Origin of the sequence: Labrys okinawensis, from assembly GCF_002982075.1 — a bacterium.
Classification (GTDB): domain Bacteria; phylum Pseudomonadota; class Alphaproteobacteria; order Rhizobiales; family Labraceae; genus Labrys; species Labrys okinawensis_A.
This window is the reverse complement of record NZ_PUEJ01000007.1, coordinates 85,034-104,057: the sequence shown is the minus strand read 5'-3', so window position 1 is coordinate 104,057 and position 19,024 is coordinate 85,034. Positions and strand designations below refer to the sequence as shown.

At 61.8% G+C, this 19,024-nt stretch carries 17 protein-coding genes; 12 read left to right on the top strand and 5 right to left on the bottom strand.

Annotated elements, in window-relative coordinates:
* The first annotated feature begins 94 nt into the window (after nt 1-94).
* The 6 genes from C5L14_RS19625 (at nt 95) to C5L14_RS19600 (ending at nt 5,496) form a co-directional block, all read left to right on the top strand.
* Nucleotides 95-1,006: a LysR substrate-binding domain-containing protein gene (locus C5L14_RS19625; protein ID WP_105863765.1), complete on the top strand. Its 912-nt coding sequence runs from the start codon at nt 95-97 to the stop codon at nt 1,004-1,006.
* A 247-nt stretch (nt 1,007-1,253) separates the two neighbouring features.
* Complete coding sequence (locus C5L14_RS19620) at nt 1,254-2,024, top strand: ABC transporter ATP-binding protein (protein WP_105863764.1); 771 nt, start codon at nt 1,254-1,256, stop codon at nt 2,022-2,024.
* 271 nt (nt 2,025-2,295) lie between these two features.
* The gene (locus C5L14_RS19615) at nt 2,296-3,075 is read left to right on the top strand and encodes a transporter substrate-binding domain-containing protein (RefSeq protein ID WP_105863763.1); all 780 of its coding nucleotides are present in this window, start codon (nt 2,296-2,298) and stop codon (nt 3,073-3,075) included.
* Between the two features lie 6 nt (nt 3,076-3,081).
* On the top strand, nt 3,082-3,771 hold the full coding sequence (locus C5L14_RS19610; protein ID WP_105863762.1) for an ABC transporter permease: 690 nt from the start codon (nt 3,082-3,084) through the stop codon (nt 3,769-3,771).
* Nucleotides 3,768-4,460 carry an ABC transporter permease gene (locus C5L14_RS19605; RefSeq protein WP_105863761.1) on the top strand — a complete coding sequence of 231 codons (693 nt, stop codon included), beginning with the start codon at nt 3,768-3,770 and terminating at the stop codon, nt 4,458-4,460. The genes C5L14_RS19610 and C5L14_RS19605 overlap by 4 nt, the downstream gene beginning before the upstream one ends.
* 76 nt (nt 4,461-4,536) lie before the next feature.
* A complete protein-coding gene (locus C5L14_RS19600; protein ID WP_105863760.1) occupies nt 4,537-5,496 on the top strand; it encodes an arginase family protein in 960 nt (319 codons plus the stop codon).
* Nucleotides 5,497-5,868: 372 nt separating this feature from the next.
* On the opposite strand, the gene C5L14_RS19595 is transcribed toward C5L14_RS19600, so the two are convergent.
* A complete protein-coding gene (locus C5L14_RS19595; protein ID WP_245443441.1) occupies nt 5,869-6,771 on the bottom strand; it encodes an alpha/beta hydrolase in 903 nt (300 codons plus the stop codon).
* A 496-nt stretch (nt 6,772-7,267) separates the two neighbouring features.
* On the opposite strand from C5L14_RS19595, the gene C5L14_RS19590 reads away from it, so the two are divergent.
* The 3 genes from C5L14_RS19590 (at nt 7,268) to C5L14_RS30015 (ending at nt 9,684) form a co-directional block, all read left to right on the top strand.
* Nucleotides 7,268-8,227: a DMT family transporter gene (locus tag C5L14_RS19590; protein WP_105863759.1), complete on the top strand. Its 960-nt coding sequence runs from the start codon at nt 7,268-7,270 to the stop codon at nt 8,225-8,227.
* Nucleotides 8,228-8,259: 32 nt separating this feature from the next.
* Nucleotides 8,260-8,559: an arginase family protein gene (locus C5L14_RS19585; RefSeq protein WP_181161254.1), complete on the top strand. Its 300-nt coding sequence runs from the start codon at nt 8,260-8,262 to the stop codon at nt 8,557-8,559.
* 399 nt (nt 8,560-8,958) lie between these two features.
* Nucleotides 8,959-9,684: a hypothetical protein gene (locus tag C5L14_RS30015; protein ID WP_146126965.1), complete on the top strand. Its 726-nt coding sequence runs from the start codon at nt 8,959-8,961 to the stop codon at nt 9,682-9,684.
* Between the two features lie 95 nt (nt 9,685-9,779).
* Here C5L14_RS30015 and C5L14_RS19580 read toward each other — a convergent pair whose 3' ends face one another.
* The 4 genes from C5L14_RS19580 to C5L14_RS19565 all read right to left on the bottom strand — a co-directional run bounded on the left by C5L14_RS19580 (nt 9,780) and on the right by C5L14_RS19565 (nt 15,196).
* On the bottom strand, nt 9,780-11,537 hold the full coding sequence (locus C5L14_RS19580) for an ATP-dependent nuclease (protein ID WP_105863757.1): 1,758 nt from the start codon (nt 11,535-11,537) through the stop codon (nt 9,780-9,782).
* 296 nt (nt 11,538-11,833) lie between these two features.
* A complete protein-coding gene (locus C5L14_RS19575) occupies nt 11,834-12,820 on the bottom strand; it encodes a 5'-nucleotidase (RefSeq protein WP_105863756.1) in 987 nt (328 codons plus the stop codon).
* A gap of 209 nt (nt 12,821-13,029) precedes the next feature.
* Nucleotides 13,030-13,962 (bottom strand): citrulline utilization hydrolase CtlX, encoded by a 933-nt coding sequence (gene ctlX, locus C5L14_RS19570; RefSeq protein WP_105863755.1) that lies wholly within the window; start codon nt 13,960-13,962, stop codon nt 13,030-13,032.
* Nucleotides 13,963-14,146: 184 nt separating this feature from the next.
* Nucleotides 14,147-15,196, bottom strand: a complete 1,050-nt coding sequence (locus tag C5L14_RS19565) for an ornithine cyclodeaminase (protein ID WP_105863754.1) — start codon at nt 15,194-15,196, stop codon at nt 14,147-14,149.
* A gap of 122 nt (nt 15,197-15,318) precedes the next feature.
* Here C5L14_RS19565 and C5L14_RS19560 point away from each other — a divergent pair, with 122 nt between their 5' ends.
* The 3 genes from C5L14_RS19560 to C5L14_RS19550 all read left to right on the top strand — a co-directional run bounded on the left by C5L14_RS19560 (nt 15,319) and on the right by C5L14_RS19550 (nt 18,906).
* Entirely contained in the window at nt 15,319-15,777 is a 459-nt protein-coding gene (locus C5L14_RS19560; protein WP_068289037.1) for an Lrp/AsnC family transcriptional regulator, read from the top strand.
* A gap of 421 nt (nt 15,778-16,198) precedes the next feature.
* Complete coding sequence (locus C5L14_RS19555; protein ID WP_068289035.1) at nt 16,199-16,651, top strand: (2Fe-2S)-binding protein; 453 nt, start codon at nt 16,199-16,201, stop codon at nt 16,649-16,651.
* Between the two features lie 14 nt (nt 16,652-16,665).
* Nucleotides 16,666-18,906, top strand: a complete 2,241-nt coding sequence (locus C5L14_RS19550) for a xanthine dehydrogenase family protein molybdopterin-binding subunit (RefSeq protein WP_105863753.1) — start codon at nt 16,666-16,668, stop codon at nt 18,904-18,906.
* The last annotated feature ends 118 nt before the right edge of the window (nt 18,907-19,024 follow it).

The window sequence follows — 19,024 nt, the reverse complement described above, 5'->3', positions numbered from 1 at the left end:
CTGGATTGCTTCGCTACGCTCGCAATGACGGTTGAATGATCGGTTGATGATAGGGGAGCCTGGATGCGCGATGGTGTCATGACGGGACGCGGCGATGCGTAACCTGCCGCTCGGCGTGCTGCGCACCTTCGAGGCGGCGGCGCGCCATGAGAGCCTGACCAAGGCCGCCGGCGAGCTCGCCCTGACGGACAGCGCGGTCAGCCACCAGCTGCGGCGGCTCGAGGAGGTGCTGGGTTATCCGCTCTTCCACAAGGCCGGCCGCGGCGTGGTGCTCACCGATGCCGGAAGGGTGTTCGCCAAGACGGTCTCGGCCGCGCTGCAGGACATCACCAACACGGCGCTACGCCTGTCCGAGGCGGACCAGGATGGCGGGCGCATCGGCATCGCCTGCCCGCCGATGTTCGCCAGCGGCTGGCTCGCCAAGAACCTCGCCGATTTCTGCCAGGACCACCTCGCCGTCGAATGCCATATCAAGCTCACCGAGAATCACCGCATCCATGAGCTGGTGGATGCCGATATCGGCATCGTCTTCGGCGCCGGCGGCTGGGACGACAAATGGTCGGCGCAGCTCGCCCATGTCAGCATCATGCCCGTCTGCAGCCCGACCCTGTTCCAGCGTATCGGCCGGCGCATCACCAGCCCGGTGGAACTGCGCAGCGCCATCCTGCTGCATTGGGACGACGGCTCCGAATGGCGGCGCTGGCTCTCCGAGGCCGGCGAGCGCGACTTTAGCCCCTATAGCCGCCATCTCTATTGCAGCGATCTCGGCATGGCGATCGACCTTGCCATCAACGGCACCGGCGTCGCCCTGGCCAGCGATACGCTCTCGGGGGCCGATGTCAGGAACGGCACGCTGCTGCGGCCCTTTTCCACCGCCATCGACGCCTTCGGCGGCTGGTATGTCGTCTCCACCCATGCCGGCCTGCAGCGCTCGGGCGTGCGGCTCTTCCTGCGCTGGCTCCTCGCGCGCTTCGGCAAGGATGCCGCGGCCTGGGAGATCGGTTGACCTCATGGTGTACAGTTGAGATCCGTTCAGGAATTGGCCGGATAGGTCGCTCGGCCATGCCTCCTTCTCAGGCAATTTGCCCTGGTAATGCGCGATACATGAAATGACGTCATCTATTTGATGATCAAATATCAATTGCCCCGGGCCGGCCTTCTGATTTTATGAGCACCGTGGCGATTGGACGGACAGGTCCGGCGCAGGAGAGGGGTCCTGGTGGCGGACGAACGCGGCCGGATTGGAAAGAAGCATGCACAAGCTGGCCGTGGACGGTATCCGCAAATCCTATGGCAAGGTCGAGGTCCTCAAGGGCGTGTCGCTCCAGGCCGTGGCCGGTGATGTCATCAGCATCATCGGGGCCAGCGGCTCGGGCAAGAGCACCTTCCTGCGCTGCATCAATTTCCTCGAGCGCCCCACCGCCGGCAGCATCGTCATCGACGGCGAGGCGCTGAAGACGGTCAAGGACGGCGACGGCTTCCTCAGGGCCACCGACAAGAAGCAGCTCCAGCGCATGCGCAGCCGCCTCGCCATGGTGTTCCAGAATTTCTGCCTGTGGTCGCATATGAGCGTCATCGACAATGTCATCGAGGCGCCGATCAGCGTGCTCGGCGTCTCCAAGGCGGAGGCGACGGAGCGGGCCAGGACCAATCTCGCCAAGGTCGGCCTCGGCCAGGAGGTGCTGCAGCGCTATCCCGCCCATCTCTCAGGCGGCCAGCAGCAGCGCGTGGCGATCGCCCGGGCGCTCAGCATGAACCCCGACGTGATGCTGTTCGACGAGCCGACCTCGGCGCTCGATCCGGAACTGGTGAGCGAGGTGCTCAAGGTCATGCAGTCCCTCGCCGAGGAGGGGCGCACCATGATCGTGGTGACGCATGAGATGGGCTTTGCCCGCCATGCCTCCAGCCGCGTCGTCTTCCTGCACAACGGCGCCATCGAGGAAGAGGGCCCGCCCGAAGCCGTTTTCACCGAGGCCCGCAGCGACAGGCTGCGGCAATTCCTTGCCGGGCGTCTGCAGCATTAATTCGATGATGTGAGGAAAGAAGCCCATTTCTTCACCCTCCCCTGGAGGGGGAGGGTCGGCCTGAAAGGCCGGGGTGGGGTGGTTTTCAGCAAGAACAAAATGGTTTCCATCATGACGTCCTGCACATTTTCACCCCACCCCGAGGCTTCGCCTCGACCCCAGGCACTTCCAAAAGGAAGTGCCGATACCTCCAGGGGAGGGTAACCCGCTCCAACCAAGGCCGGTGGAAACCGGCTCCCGCAACGACAGATCCCATCCCGAGAGACCCATCATGAGCATTCGCATCAGAAACGCCGTCGCCGCCCTCCTGCTCGGCCTTGCCGCCTCCGGCGCCCAGGCCCTCTCAGCCCAGGCCGCCGACAAGATCAAGATCGCCACCGACGCCACCTTCCCGCCCTTCGAATCGATCGATGCCAACGGCAAGCTGGTCGGCTACGACGTCGAGCTGATGCAGGCGATCTGCGAGGCCGCCAAGCTCGACTGCGACATCTTCAACGCCGCCTGGGACGGCATGATCCCCGGCCTGATCGACGGCAGATATGATGCGCTGATCTCCCAGCTCACCGTCACCGAGAAGCGCCGCAAGGTGATTGCCTTCTCCGACATCTACAACCACCCGATCTTCCGCTTCGTGGCCAAGAAGGGCTCGACCTTCGAGTTCACGCCGGAGGGCATGGCCGGCAAGACCATCGCGGTGCAGACCGGCACGCCGATGGACGCCTATGTCACCAGCCATTTCCCCAAGGCCGTGATCAAGCGCTACGACACCGGCAGCGCTCCCTATCTGGAGCTGACCGCCGGCCGCGCCGAGCTCCACATCAGCTACCAGGCCCAGGTCACCGCCAGCTTCCTGAAGTCGGATGCCGGCAAGGATTACGAGCTGGTCGGCCCGCAGCTCACCGGCAAGGACGCCAAGGAGTTCGGCGAGGGCGTCGCCATCGCCATCGGCAAGAAGAACACCGCCTTGGTGGCCGAGATCAACAAGGGCCTCGCCATCCTCAGGGAGAACGGCAAGCTCAAGGCGCTGGACACCAAATATTTCGGCGAATGACCGGAGATGGTCCTCGATTTCGTCCGCACGATCCTGGCGGCAGGGGCGATCACCCTGCTGCTGGCCTTCGCCTCGCTGGTGGTGGCCGTCCTGCTCGGCCTCGGCGCGGCCCTGTGCAAGGTCTCGCGCCATAGGACGCTGGCGGCCAGCGCGGGGATCTATACCTTCGTGGTGCGCGGCATCCCCGATCTCGTGATGATGCTGCTGGTCTTCTACAGCCTGCCCTCCTTCATCGGGCAGGTCGCCGAATGGCTCGGCTTCGACATCCAGGTCGAGTTCTCCCCGCTGGGCGCCGGCATCGCCACGCTCGGGCTGATCTTCGGCGCCTATATGACCGAGACCTTCAAGAGCGCGCTGCTCAACATCCCGCGCGGCCAGATCGAGGCGGCGCAGGCCTATGGGCTCGGGCGCACCCGCATCTTCACCCGCATCGTGCTGCCGCAGATGATCCGCCTGGCGCTGCCCGGCTTCACCAACAACTGGCTGGTGCTGGTCAAGGCGACGGCTTTGGTCTCCCTCATCGGCCTGCAGGACGTGATGTTCCGCGCCAAGGGGGCCGCCGAGGCCACCGGCAAGCCCTTCACCTTCTACCTGGTCGCCGGCGGCTTCTATCTCGCCATCACCATCCTCTCCATGCTGGTGCTGGCCTGGCTGGCGCGGCGCTACGAGCTCGGCACAAGGAAGCTGGCGCCATGAACTGGGACGTCATTGCCGAAAATCTCGGCCTCTATGCCGAGGGGGCGCAGTTGACGCTGGTCCTCACCGTCGCGTCCCTGGCGATCTCCTTCTGCCTCGCCATCCCGCTTTCCTTCGCGCGCAACAGCGCCAACAGGCTGATCCGCAGCCTGATCTTCGCCTACACGCTGGTGTTCCGCGGCACGCCGCTGCTGGTGCAGCTCTTCCTGATCTATTTCGGCCTCGCCCAGTTCGAGCTGGTGCGCGCCAGCCTGCTCTGGCCCTGGCTCTCCAGCCCGCTCGTCTGCGTGCTGATCGCCTTCGTGCTCAACACCACCGCCTACACCACCGAGATCTTCGCCGGGGCGCTGCGCCACATCCCGCCCGGCGAGGTGGAGGCCGCCACCGCCTATGGCATGTCCGATTGGACGCGGGCGCGGCGCATCCTGGTGCCGGCGATGCTGACGCGGGCGCTGCCGCTCTATGGCAACGAGACCATCATGATGCTGCACGCCACCTCGCTCGCCAGCACCGTCACTCTGCTGGAGACCACCGGCGTCGCCCGCATGATCACGCTGAACTACTACATCCAGTTCGAGCCCTATGTCGCGGCCGCGATGGTCTACCTCGTCCTGACCTTCGTCCTGGTCGGCGCCTTCCGCCTCGTCGAGCGCCGCTGGGCCGGCTACCTCGATTTGCGCCCGTCCTGAGGCCCGCCGCCGCCGATTTCCCCTGTTTTTCCAACCCGATGCCGCCTCAGGGCGGCCCGCATGAAGGACCCTTGTCATGAACCAGAAAGCCGATCTCGGCGCGCTGTTCGGCGCGGCGGCCGATACGCTCACCTTCCTCGGCCTGGAGGAATGCCGCGACCTCACTGAACTCGCCGCCCCGATCGCCCTGATCGGCGCGCCCTGCGCCACGCCCTACCGCTCCGTCGGCGCCTATTGCCGCAACGCGCCCGACGCCCTGCGCCGCGCCACCGCCGCCTTCACCGCCAATGTCGACCGCCACGATTTCGACAATGGCGGCAAGGTCTTCCCGGAGCCGCGCCTGCGCGCCGTCGATTGCGGCAACCTGCCCTATGACGAGAAGGACGGCGCCGCCAACCGCGCCGCCATCGCCGCCGCCGTCAAGATGATCCGCGCCCGCGGCGCGGTGCCGATCGTGCTGGGGGGCGATGATTCCATCCCCATCCCCATGCTCGAAGCCCTGGGGGCGGAGGAGGGCGCCCGCTACACCATCCTGCAGATCGATGCCCATATCGACTGGCGCGAGGTGCATATGGACGAGCGCCTCGGCCTCTCCTCCACCATGCGCCGGGCGTCGGAAATGCCCCATATCGAGCGCATCATCCAGGTGGGCGCCCGCGGCATCGGCTCGGCCGCGACCAGCGACTATGAGGATGCGCTGGCCTGGGGCGTCAAATTCGTGCCGGCCCATGACCTGCATCGCCAGGGCGTCGAGGCCGCGCTCGACCTCATCCCCGAAGGCAGTCGCATCGTCATCTGCATCGACGCCGACGCCCTCGACCCGGCTTTGGTGCCCGGCGTCATCGGCCGCGCCCCGGGGGGCCTCACCTACTACCAGCTCGTCGACCTCATCAAGGGCGCCGCCCGCCGCGGCCGCATCGAGGCGATGGACTTCGTGGAATTCATGCCCGAGCGCGACGTCGACGGCATCGGCGCGCTGACCTTCGCCCGGGCGATCACCACCGCGCTGGGCGTGATCGCGCGGCAGCGGGCATAAGGGGCGAGAGGGCGGCGGCCGTTCTCGATTGCCGACCGACTCACTCTGCTGCGTAACATGGCTCGTTTCTACCCTCCCCTGAAGGGGGAGGGTCGACGCGTAGCGTCGGGGTGGGGTGGCTCTTCATAAGAATCGAAATTTCCCTCGTCGCGACCTGCGGTGTTTTCACCCCACCCCGGCCTTTCAGGCCGACCCTCCCCCTCCAGGGGAGGGTAAAGATGCCGCGCTTTCCTCGTGACGCAGTAGAACCAATACCAGGTCTCATTTGCTTGACCTGTCATCCCCTGGATCCCCTTCCCCTCGCTGTCGCTCACAAGCGGAGCTTGTGAGGATACGGCCGGGGATGACGGGTCGCGCCCTTGGCGCGCGGGTCTACGACCCGGCGTTCCTCATGAACGCACCCGCGGCGCAAAGCGCACGCCGGCCGTCTTCCAGGCCGGCGTTCCAGACGGGCCAGGCGTGAATCATATGCGGCCATATCTCCAGCCGCACCGGCACATCAGCGATCCCGGCGGCCTCGGCAAGCCGCGTGGCGTCGGACAGCAGCGCCTCGGCCGAACCGACCTGAATCAGCAGCGGCGGAAAACCGTGCAGATCGGCGAACAAAGGCGAGATGAGCGGGTCCCCGCGGTCTTGTCCCGCAGGGACATAGGCGCCGGCAAGCTCCTCCAGATAGGCCTTGTGGATGATCGGATCGATCGCGTCCTTGCTGGCGAGCGTCGCGCCCGACATGGTGAGATCGGTCCAGGGCGAAATCAGCCAGGCGCAGCGGGGCAGGGGCTCGCCGGCGGCGTGCAGGCGGCCGATCAGGGCCAGAGTGAGATTGCCGCCCGCACTGTCGCCGCCGACCGCGATGTCTTCGGCGGCGATGCCCTGCCGCCGCAGGAAGCGCCATGCCGCGAGCGCGTCCTCGTGCTGGGCCGGAAAAGGGTGTTCGGGCGCGCGGCGATAGTCGATCGCCAGGGTCCGCATGCGCGCCGCGCGGCCGGCTTCCGTCACCAGCCGGCGATGGCTCCTGATTGAGCCCGAGCAATAGCCGCCGCCATGGAAGTAGAGCAGCACCTTGTCCGCGTCGCTGCCCGGCGCCGTCGACCATTCGCCGGGGATGCCGTCGCACTGGATATCCGTGCATTGGATGTCCTCGGCCACGGGCCAGTGTGTGCCGACCTCGTCGAGCCGTGCGCGCCGCTCGCCCCATCCGACCGGCCGGGGCTTGGAGCTCAGCAAGTCGCGGATGGCGGTGATTTCCGTCAGGGTGCGCTCGCGGTCGGCCACGGCATGCTCCTTGATAAAGACTGGCGCATCGTGACACTATGCTTGGTAATCGATGGCCGCAATCAGTCGTAATTTATGCTACGGCAGTGAGGCTGAAGTGAAACGCGTCTTATTTTGCGGCGGCGGACGCTCTAATCTTTCGAGACGGCGTAATAGCAGCGGCCGCGACGTTTGACCCACGCGTCCTTGCGAGCTCTGCCAATCCGCAGGATTGGCATGGCGAAGCAATCCGGGAGCCACGCCACCACGTCTTCCGGCCCTGGATTGCTTCGCTACGCTCGCAAAGACGGTGCTTGATCGGTCAAGCATCAATGCCGTTGGTGTAATGCCGGAGCGTCGTTGTATTGCCGGGAAACCATCCCGGTTGAATAAATCGGATGGCTACCCGTCAGGCCGGGCGGATTGAACAGCGCCGGTGGGCTCCGGGCCGGAGAGCGGCACCCGGCGGCGCGGCGTTGCAATCGCTCCAGGCCCATGCGCGCTGGAAGGAGAGGGGATGCAGATGCTGCCGATAGCCCACCCCGACGAAGCGAAGGCCGCCCCCGGCCTGTCCCTTGCTGGCGCCTACGCGACCGCCGTCCTGGGCTGGCTGCTTTCGGCCGGCGTCTACATCGCGGCCAAATGGGCGGCGCCGGAAATGGGCCCCTGGGCCCTCTGCTTCTGGCGGCTGCTGCTGGCCTGCGCGATCCTGCTGCCGATCGTGCACCGCCACTACGGCGTGATCATCGCTCTGATCCGGTCGCGGGCGCTGGAGGTCCTGCTCGTCGGCGCTGTTGGACTGACCCTGTGCCAGGGCATGATCTATACGGGCCTCCATTCCACCAATGCGACCACGGCCGGCATCATCATGGCGCTGTCACCGGTGATGACCATGGTGATTGCCCGCATCGTGCTGGGCGAAGCGCTGGGCGTGTGGAAGGCGATCGGCGCGCTGCTTGCCCTGGCCGGCATGCTGGTCATCGTCGCCCATGGCGATCTCGGCGCGCTCAGGGGGCTGCAGTTCAGTGCCGGCGAATTGTGGATCGTCGGCAGCGCCTTCTGCTGGGGTCTCTACACCGTGCTGCTGCGCCGTTCGAAATTCGGCATCCCCCTGCTGCCCACGGTGGTGGTTCTGCTCGGGGCCGGCGCCCTTGCCGCTTTGCCTTTCTATCTGTGGGAGCTGACCGGCGGCAGCGGCTCGGCCCTGAACGCGAATGGCCTGCTGGCGCTCGCCTATCTGGCCGGGCCGGGCGGCGCGCTGATGTACTATCTCTACAATCGCAGCGTCGAGGCGCTCGGCGCCGGCCGGGCCAGCATGCTGCTTTACCTGCAGACCGTCTTCGTGGCCCTGCTCGCCTATCTCCTGCTCGGGGAGAGTTTGCACGACTACGACATCTGGGGCGCGGCTTTTATCATTGCTGGCCTGGTGTTGCCGGCAGTGATCAAGCAAAGGCCCACGGCATCGGCTCGGCCGTGATGAGCGGCTAGGAGGATGCGCTGGCCTGGGACGTGACATTCGTGCCGGCCTGCGACCTGCACCGCCAGGGCGTCGAGGCTGTACTCGACCTCTTCCCTGAAGGCAGCCGTCTCGCCATCTGCATCGACGCCCTCGATCCGGCTCTGGTGCCCCGCGTCATCGGCCGCGCTCCGGGGGGCCTCACTTACGACCAACTCGTCGACCTCATCAAAAGCGCTGCCCGCCGCCGCCGCATCGGGGAGATGGACCTCGTGGAACTCATGCCCGAGCGGGTGTGGATGGGATCGGAGCGCCGACCTTCGCCACGGCGATCACCACGGCACTTGGGGTGATTTCGAGGCAGAGGGGGGAAGGAGGAGACATTTCTCAGGACGGGCCGCTGGAGACGATGGTTTTCTTGCAGGCCGCCCCAATATAACTCGAGTTTCTGTCTTCGCCATCAACTTGTAAGAATGTAGATATTCTGCGAGTGATCATCTCGATCGCAACAACGTCTAGCATTATCCTCATAATAAACATGAAATTGCTGGGTAAAACTGGGCGTATTGCGCATCAGAGGCGGTTGCCGCGATAGTGAAGCTCCGTCAATTGACAACAAGCGAACTACATGGCATTCAAGCTATGGGATGATGGTGTAATGGAAACACGCCCTTGCGGGAGTCTATCCGGGTTCGATTCCCGGTCATCAAAGAACATATGCTGATGTTCTTTGATGACCGGGATAGCGTTGAATGCCTGCCAGTTCTGATGCCCTCTATAGAGCTCATGTAAAAAATCTGCGTGCTGTGAATACTGCTCTGGAGCGGATATTTAGAGAGCTTAATGGCAGTTTGGCACGCGAAGATGGCATCACAGCCGATGCATTTCTGAAAACAGCTATGTTGCTCATCGGCGGTTGGGCGGAAAATCGGTTGCGAAAACTGGCTTACGAGCCAAATGGGTTTTCATTAACGGAACGAGCTAAAATAAGCGCCTCCAATTCTCAACTTGAGGCCTGGAAGGCTGCATTGGAGCTAGGATTTAGGAAACGTTATGTACTGCCCCATGCCGATCTGCAGACAGCGTTGTCGATTACGGCCAGATTATACTACAATACGTTGTTAGAAATTATTGAAAACGAGCTTAAACCTATAATTGAAATTAGGAATAAGTTGGCACATGGTCAGTGGTCTCGAACGTTGAATTCGGAAAACGACGATTTTTCGCCGACCCTTATGGCTTCAATAAATAACGAAAATGCTTTTACCGTTAAATGTAAAATGCGTATTATGGAATCTTTGGCTCGTTTGATTCACGATCTCGTAGCTGGAAATCACGCTTTTGAGCGAGATTTTGATCGACACTTTCGAAATCTCGAAAGCGCCAAAAGAGACATATCGACAAGATCCTATAATAACTGGATAAACAATATGCGAGCAAAGCTTCAAAGAGGTAAGCAGGTCCGGAACAGCTCATAACTTGATAATACATGGCAATCCACTGACTGCGTGAGCTTCAAAAGCGAACTTGCAGAACTTTGGCGTTCCATCACTGCCTCTGCTACCTCGATAATTTAACCATTGCAGAACGTCGCCAGTCTGGTAAGCAGCGTTGTCAATTCGAGATCGAGCTCCTCCTTGCGGAGCGTATCGATGACCATATTGGTGGTCAGCGTAGTTTGATAATCAGCCTGGAGTTTAGCGGATAAGTCCGAAAGAAATTGTTTACCAGGAATAATATTAAATCGCTGATCTAAGCTTTTCCATGCGGCCTCAATCAAAATGCTAGCTTCACGAACTGAGTCTGAGAAATCCTTTCCGCTCTTGATTCTTTGTTCATACTTAAATGACTCCGATGCAATATTGCCGATTACATCGTGTTTATATTGCTCGGATACCTCAAGCATTATAGATATGGCTTTTTCCGCAGAAACAATGTATCCGCGCTGCTCGCATCGTTCGATAATGCATCGTCCTAGGGATTCAGAATTGAGTGCATAGTTTTCCAATTCCTTGCGGCGCCAAATCGCACACTGAACCCCGTGAGCTTCGATATCAACAACTGTCTTGTCAATCTCACGTTGATCTCGATAATCCCTATCGAACAGAGCAAATATTTTTACATCAAACTTAAGAACATTCTTGAACGTCCAAGCGGTATCTATTACTTTTGTCCATTGCCCAAAGCCGCCAACACTTATTATGGCCGTATCTCCAGAAGAAAAAGGTTGATTTATGCCCGCGCGACGACAGAATTTTGTCAATATTTTTTTATCTTTTCCTTCGAAGAATACAACTTTCTTTGCTCTAGCTAGTTTTGCTAAATCAATATTCTCAATAGACCCTATATAGGCATACAGATGATTATATTCCTCATCACTTTTTATTCTTCTACCAGATTGTCGCTCGGAGTCTACAGCAATAATATCTCCAGGCTCTGCTTCGTTTATTATCTCCGTTGAGTGCGTAGCAAGTAAATATTGATTGAAGCGCGATGAAACGAGGGATAAAAGTTTTCTTTGCATATCTGGGTGTAGGTAAACGTCCGGTTCATCCAGTATAAAAATAGAGCCCCTGGTCCCTCGCATGAGATGCGTTAAAATTTGCATCCAAACCTGAAGGCCAAAGCCAGACCACGCGACTTCTCGAGGATGCTGTCGCCCCTCGTAAAAAAACATTTCCATATATGAGTTAATTAACTGCGGGCGAGTTGGAGCCTCGATCGCAATTCCGTTCCACGTTCCTTCTACTAGGGATTTGAATTCAGAGAATTCCACCTTTTGTCTATACCAGATGTTTCGAAAGTGCCTTGAGGATAGGCGCGTCGATCGCTCTCGTTCAACAACCTCGTCAGAAATGTATGGTTCCATACTCTCAAAGGGGGATAGAGTGGGAACAATAACAAGATCAATCGGAAATTTCTGAAAATACGTCTTTCCTGTGTAATGTGATGTACCGGAGTCGGAAATATACAGACGCGGTTGCCTGTTCTGATAAAATATCATCTTTAGCTTAGTACCATTCTCGTGGGTAAATTCGACCTCCGCACTATCATCATATAGGTCTCGAATTACGTTCAGGATATTTACAGGAATTGATGACTCAGGAATTTCATATCCATACTGATCTCCCTCGTCAGTTTGAATGATCTGCGGCCTCAAGCGCACTGCATATCGCCGGGCGCCATATAAAATGCGAAAAGCATCCAGTATTGTTGATTTTCCGGCATTATTTGGCCCGACAAGGATATTCGCTCCGGATAGGGATACATGATATTTTTCGAAACGCTTGAAGTTCTTGAACCTAACGCTTTTTATTCTCATGCTCGACATGATCTGTTCGCCCGCCCCACGAGTCGCTGCGTGTAAGCATGCCGTATATGGGGCCGTGCGGCAATGTTCGATCACGACAGCAGTGCATTTAAATTTAGCTAGGTTTGCCGCATCGGTTAAATGTACTGTCTCTATTTTCTTAATGACAATTACTCAGCTCAACGCGACAAGTATATTTTAGGAGATTCCGCGGTGAGATGCGACGCTATGCTTATAATTGAATGCTAGGTCTTAAGCTTTAATCGGAGGTATACTGGTGGCGCTGGCGAAGTTTTCTGGCTAAGCAGGGTAGTGCTTCAACTGGCTGGAATCACGGGCGCGGCCGGATCATGTGGGCCGGGGACATGAGCAGCGGGAACTACGATAGATGCTCCGAGCACGTGCTTCTCCTGATCATCAAAGAATATGTGTGCTCCAAGCGCTTTCAGGAGGGGAGCCTTATTGCGATTACCTACAAAGTGGGCCTCATCGGCTGGTGTGCCCCAGGCCCTCAGCGTTCGGATGACCCGTTCGTGCGCAGGCGCATTCCGAGCTGTAACTAAAGCGATACGAACCTTGCTGACATTATTCTCATTGAGAAATACATGTCGCAACTCTGACAGCTTATACAGAAAGTTGCCGAATGGACCGCGCGCCATTGGGTTGCTTGCATTTGCAGCTTCATGCTCAAGGAAAGCGTCGAGGCCGCGCTCTTTGTAAATTTGATCGGATTCCGGTCCGAAAACGACTGCATCGCCATCAAATGCTACTCGAACCTCACCGACTGGCGTCTCTGCCGGATCTTTTGGTGGCACACCGAGGCGCGCGGCAGCTGCACCACCGCTAACAGCTCCCTTTACGTCTGCGTCCGCATTCGAAAGGAATAGGTCGATACCCCATGCTGGGACAAACGGAGCGAGCGACCGCCCGCTCGTAAAACTGCCAGTTTTTACGCTGAGACCGTAATGTGCGACAGACTTGAAGGCACGAAGTGAGAGGTCGGGTGAATTCTGGGAAAGGAGAGTGACCTCTACATAAGGAGCAGAAGTAGGATCATTTAATGCGAGAAGCCGCTCTACGACTTCAAATCCTGCGCCTTTGCCGAGAATTTCGTCCTCCCGCTCGCGTTGCAGTGCTGCATACGCCTTGACCCCGTGCTCTTCAAAGAAGCGATGCTCTTGTTCGAGGTTGAAGAGCGCGCGGGTTGAGATTCCGATACGAAGCGGGTTCGCTCTGAGCGCAGCCCCATCATTGCCGTCCTCTTTAGGCACCTGGGGCTGAAGCGAATGATCTGGCGCTGTCATTTGTTTAACTCCAGCCGCGGTCTCTGAATCACCGAAAATAAGATCTCTGAACTATATTTCAGGTTTCATCATAAGTCTGTTCTAGGCACCAGTGAAGCCCAGTTGGATCGCAAGCCACCCCCTAGTTCTCTGCTGTCGATAGAGGGACTACTGGCCGTGCCAGCCTCCATGCTCTCACTCGCAGTGAATGCTCGGTTTTTACTTGTCTCTCACCCCCTCAGCGTGAGGTGCACCCCCGCCAGCGTGCACCGCACGGATCCCCCCGCCCGTTCGATGGTGGGGATGTCGAGGGCGACGCAGGTGGCGCTCTGCTCGATGATGTCGCGCTGCTCGGGCGCGAGGGCTGCGAGAGCGGTGGTCGAGAGGGCGAGGAGGCGACCGTTCTTGCCCTGTAATTCGATTGTGTTGCCGGCAAAGTTCTCGATCTGGCGATTGCTCAGGGCCAGCACCTGGCGGCCGGAGCGTTCGAGGCGGGCGATGATCTCGCGTTTGCGGGCGGGGTCGACGATCATGTCGAGGCCGATCAGCACGAAATCGGTGGCGATGCACATCAGCACATTGGTGTGGTAGATGGCGGCGCCCTTGCCGTCGCGGGCGTCGAAGGCCATCGGCTCGAAGTTGAAATGGGTGCAGAAGCGCTCGAGGGCGATCGGGTCGGTGCGGTCGGAGCGCACGGCATAGGCCACCCTGTCGATATGGTCGAGCACCATGGCGCCGGTGCCTTCCAGGAACAGGCCGTCGGGCTCCAGGCCCGAATAGTCGATGACCTCCTGCACGCGGTAATCGGTCTTCAGCATCTCGATGACGTCGGCCCGGCGCTCGCGCCGCCGGCTCGGCGCCTTCATCGGATAGATCGCGACATGGCCGCCGGCATGGGTGGAAAACCAGTTGTTGGGAAACACCGAATCCGGGGTTGTCCGGCCCTCGTCCTCGAACAGATGCACGGTGACGCCGTGGGCCGACAGGGTTTCGGCGGCCCTGGTGATCTCGGCATGAGCGAGCGGGGCGAGGTCTTCCCCGCCGCTGCCCGCGACCTGGAAATGGTTGTCGGCGGCCGTCTCGGTGTTGACGGTGAAGTGGTGCGGGCGAACCATCACCACGGCGGAGGGGGCCTGGACCGAGAAGGCAGGGCGCTTGGACATGGGGGGCTCCGGGGCGTCGAGTCTACACCCTCCCCTGGAGGGGGAGGGTCGGCCCGAAGGGCCGGGATGGGGTGAAAAATGCTCAGGCGGCGGCGACAGCGTTCCTCCTTTGTGAAGAAGGTCACCCCACCCCGACGCTGCGCGTCGACCCTCCCCCTCCAGGGGAGGGTAAGGTCGCGCCCCCTCAGCGGGCGCGCTGCAGCATGCCGAAAAGGTCGCGCGGGTCGTCGGGATCGGCGATCATGTCGAGCTCCTGGTAGAAATCGGTGCCGACGATCTGGTTGCGCAGATAGCGCAGCGCCGAGAAGTCCTCGATGGCGAAGCCCACGCTGTCGAAGAGGGTGATCTGGCGCTCGTCGCGCCGGCCCGGCACCTGGCCGGTGACGACCTGCCAGAGCTCGGTGATCGGGTAGGAGCGGTCCATCTGCTGGATCTCGCCCTCGATCCAGGTCTGCGGCGGATATTCCACGAAGCAGTCGGCGCGCAGGAGGATGTCCTTGTGCAGCTCGGTCTTGCCGGGGCAGTCGCCGCCGATGGCGTTGATGTGGATGCCGGGGCCGACCATGTTGTCGGTGAGGATGGTGGCGAACTGCTTGTCGGCGGTGCAGGTGGTGACGATGGCGGCGCCCTCGATCGCCTGCTGCGAGGAGGTGCAGGGGATGACGGTGAGGCCGCTGCCCTCAAGGTTGCGGGCGGTCTTCTGCGTGGCGCGCGGGTCGATGTCGTAGAGCCTGACGGTGTCGATGCCGCACACCGCCTTCATGGCGAGGGCCTGAAACTCGGCCTGGGCGCCGTTGCCGATCATCGCCATCACCTTCCCGCCCTTGGGCGCAAGGTGGCGGGCGGCCATGGCCGAGGTTGCCGCGGTGCGCAGCGCCGTCAGCAGCGTCATCTCGGTCAAGAGCACGGGATAGCCGGTGGCGACGTCGGCGAGCAGGCCGAAGGCGGTGACCGTCTGCAGGCCCTCGGCGGTGTTCTTCGGGTGGCCGTTGACATATTTGAAGCCGTAGATGGTGCCATCCGAGGTCGGCATCAGCTCGATCACGCCGTCGCGCGAATGGCTGGCGACGCGCGGGGTCTTGTCGAAGCTCTCCCAGCGGCCGAAATCCTCCTCAATCAGGTCGGTCAGTTCGGCCAGCACCCGCTCGATGCCGAGATGGTGGACGAGGCGCATCATGTTCTCGACGCTGACGAAAGGCACCATCGCCTTCTGCGAGGGCAGGGGAGCGGTCATCGAAAAATCCCTGAACGGTCAATGTTGGCCCTAGCCTAGGCCGCCTGGATGTTCACCGAAATCGCAATCCTGTGCTAGAACCGTCAGTGTATTGAACAGATTGCCAGGTCGGATTGCAAAAAATGTCAGTGACGGGGCGGGACGCCGAGACGGTCAAATATATTCCCGATGCGCTCGACCGCGGCATCATCGCGCATCTGCGCACCGATGGGCGGGCCTCGCTCTCCAAGCTTGCCGACGCCCTGGGTGTGGCGCGCGGCACGGTGCAGAACCGCCTCGACCGCCTGATCGAAACCGGCACGCTGCTCGGCTTCACCGCCCGCGTGCGCGAGGATTACGACATGAACGCCGTGCATGCGGTGATGATGATCGAGGTGGTCGGCAAGTCGACCACGCAGGTCATCCGCAAGCTGCGCGGCCTGCCTGAGGTGCACACGCTGCACACCACCAACGGCAATTGGGACCTCGTCGCCAACATCCGCGCCGCGAGCCTGGCCGAATTCGACCGCGTGCTGCGCGAGGTCCGGCTGATCGACGGGGTCTCGAACAGCGAGACCAGCCTGCTGCTGAGCAGTGTGTGAGGGGTGGCTACGGGCTTCGCGCATTCCGCTCAGCAGGAAGAGGCTCGACTATCCCTCCCCGACTTCGGGGAGATCGCGCGCACAGTTTGTGTGCGCTGGGCCCGAAGGGCCGGGTGGGGGAGCGTGGCGCAAATGCCCCTGGAGTTGACAGGTCGGCGCCACTCTCCCCCTTCCGTCGCTGCCATGCAGCGATGGAAGGAACATCTTCGTTTACGAAGATGTTCCGGACTTCCCCGAAGCCGGGGAAGGATTTCCGCGCTTTATCTGTGACGCGAGAGATCCGTGCATCGGGCAACTTGCAGGCGTTCCAAACCCCACACCGGCTTGTGATCGATTGAACCCTTGCCCCGGCAGGCCTAGGCTGATTGTCTGGAACGACTCCAAGGAGGGGATATGCCCTTCCGACTCGCGGGAGACTGCCATGGCCTATACCATCAAGATCAACGGGACCGCCCACACCATCGATGCCGATGGCGACACGCCGCTTTTATGGGTGCTGCGTGACATTCTGGGCATGACCGGCACCAAGTTCGGCTGCGGTGCAGCGCTGTGCGGCGCCTGCACCGTGCATGTCGACGGCACGGCGACGCGTTCCTGCATCACGCCGCTGGAAAGCGTCGGCGAGAGCGCCGTCACCACCATCGAGGCGATCGGGCAGACCCCGCAGGGCAAGGCCCTGCAGCAGGCCTGGCTCGATCTCGAAGTGGTGCAGTGCGGCTATTGCCAGTCCGGCCAGCTGATGTCGGCCGCGGCCCTGCTCACCGCCACGCCCAAGCCGAGCGACGAGGACATCGATGCCGCCATGTCCGGCAATGTCTGCCGCTGCGGCACCTATCAGCGTATCCGCGCCGCCATCCATCACGCCGCTGCTTGAGGGAGGAAGGGATCATGCCCGACGGTACCGATACATATTCACGCCAACAGCGTTTCCCAGAAAAGTTGACAGACTTTTCGATTAAGAAAACGCGTCAAAACAAAGAGCTGGATCGCCGCGCCTTCCTGAAGGCGGGAGCCGCCATTGGCGGCGGCTTCGTTCTCACCCTCGCTCTACCGCCGCTGGCCGGATCGCCGGTCGCCGCGGCCGAGGCCAAGGACTTCGCCCCCAACGCCTTCATCCGCATCGACCGCCAGGGCCTGGTGACGCTGGTGATGCCGATGGTCGAGATGGGGCAGGGCGTCTACACCGCCCAGGCCATGCTGCTGGCCGAGGAGCTGGAAGTCGGCCTGCACCAGGTCAAGCTCGAACATGCCCCGCCCGACGACAAGCTCTATGGCAATGCCCTGCTCGGCAGCCAGGCGACGGGCGGTTCCACCACCATACGCGCCTTCTGGCAGCCCTTGCGGCAGGCAGGAGCCGCCGCCCGCACCATGCTGGTCGCCGCCGCGGCCAAGCGCTGGAACGTCGATGCGGCCAAGCTGACGGCCCGCGACGGCGCCGTGGTCAATCCGGCCAGCAATGCGACGCTCGGCTATGGCGAGCTCGCCGACGAGGCCGCCGCCATGCCGGTTCCCGCGCCCGAGAGCCTCAAGCTCAAGGACCCCAAGGACTTCAAGCTCCTGGGCACCCCCGCCAAGCGGCTGGATACGCCGGACAAGGTGGTCGGCAAGGCCGAGTTCGGCATCGACGTCAAGCTGCCCGGCATGAAGGTCGCCGCCATCGCCATCTCGCCGGTGTTCGGCGGCAAGCCCAAATCCGTGGACGACAAGGCGGTGCTCGCCGTCAAGGGCGTCAGGCAGGTGGTCAAGACCGACGATGCCGTCGCCGTGGTCGCCGACCATATGGGCGCGGCCAAGAAGGGCCTCGCCGCCGCCAACATCACCTGGGACGACGGGCCGAACGCCAAGGTCGACAGCGCTGAGATCGTCAGCCAGCTCACCGAGGCCTCCAAGCAGCCGGGCGCGGTCGCCCGCAACGAGGGCGATACCGCCAAGGCGCTGGCCGGCGCCGCCAAGAAGCTCGAAGCCATCTACCAGGTGCCGTTCCTCGCCCATGCCACCATGGAGCCGATGAACTGCACCGTGCATGTGCGCAAGGATGGCTGCGAGGTCTGGGTCGGCACGCAGGTGCCCACCATGGCGCAGGCGGTCGCGGCCGAGATCACCGGCCTGCCCAAGGACAAGGTCAAGGTCTACAACCACCTGATCGGCGGCGGCTTCGGGCGCCGGCTGGAGGCGGACGGCGTGGCGCGCGCCGTCAAGGTGGCCCAGCAGGTCGACGGGCCGGTGAAGGTGGTCTGGAGCCGCGAGGAAGACATCCAGCACGACATGTACCGGCCCTATTATTTCGACCGGATGTCGGCGGGGCTCGACGCCGCGGGCAAGCCGGTGGCCTGGACCCATCGCATTTCCGGCTCCTCGATCCTGGCCCGCTATTACCCGCCGGCCTTCAAGGACGGCATCGATCCCGATGCGGTGGAAGCGGCGGCCGAGCCGCCCTATGCCCTGCCCAACATCCATGTCGACTATGTCCGGGTCGAGCCGCCGGGCATCCCGACCTCCTGGTGGCGCGGCGTCGGGCCCACCCACAACGTCTTCGTGGTCGAGAGCTTCATGGACGAACTGGCCGCCGCCGCCAAGGCGGACCCGGTCGCCTATCGCAAGGAGCTGCTCGCCCATAATCCGCGGGCGCTCGGCGTGCTGACGCTGGCGGTCGAGAAGGCGGGCTGGGGCCAGCCTCTGCCCAAGGGGCGCGGGCGCGGCGTCTCCGTGCAGTTCGCCTTCGGCAGCTTCATGTCGATGGTGGCCGAAGTGGAGACGGCGGCCGACGGCACGCTCAAGGTGCATCGCCTCGTCTGCGCCGTCGATTGCGGCCTGCAGGTCAACCCGGACACCATCGCCGCGCAGGTCGAGGGCGGCGCGATCTTCGGCCTCACAGCGGCGCTGCACGGCGCCATCACCCTGAAGGACGGCCGGGTGGAGCAGGGTAATTTCGACACCTACCTGCCCATGCGCATCGACGAGGTGCCGGTGATCGAGACCCATCTGGTCAAGAGCGCCGAGGCCCCCGGCGGCATCGGGGAGACGGCGACGGTCGCCGTCGGTCCCGCCGTCGCCAATGCGGTCTTCGCCGCCACCGGCAAGCGCGTGCGCACTCTGCCGATCGACACGGACGCGCTGAAGACGGGGTGAGACTGCGACCTGCTTACCCTCCCCTGGAGGGGGAGGGTCGAGGCGAAGCCTCGGGGTGGGGTGATTTCTTCGGAAAAGGACCTGTTTCTATGGTTACGATCCATGTTTCTCCACCCAC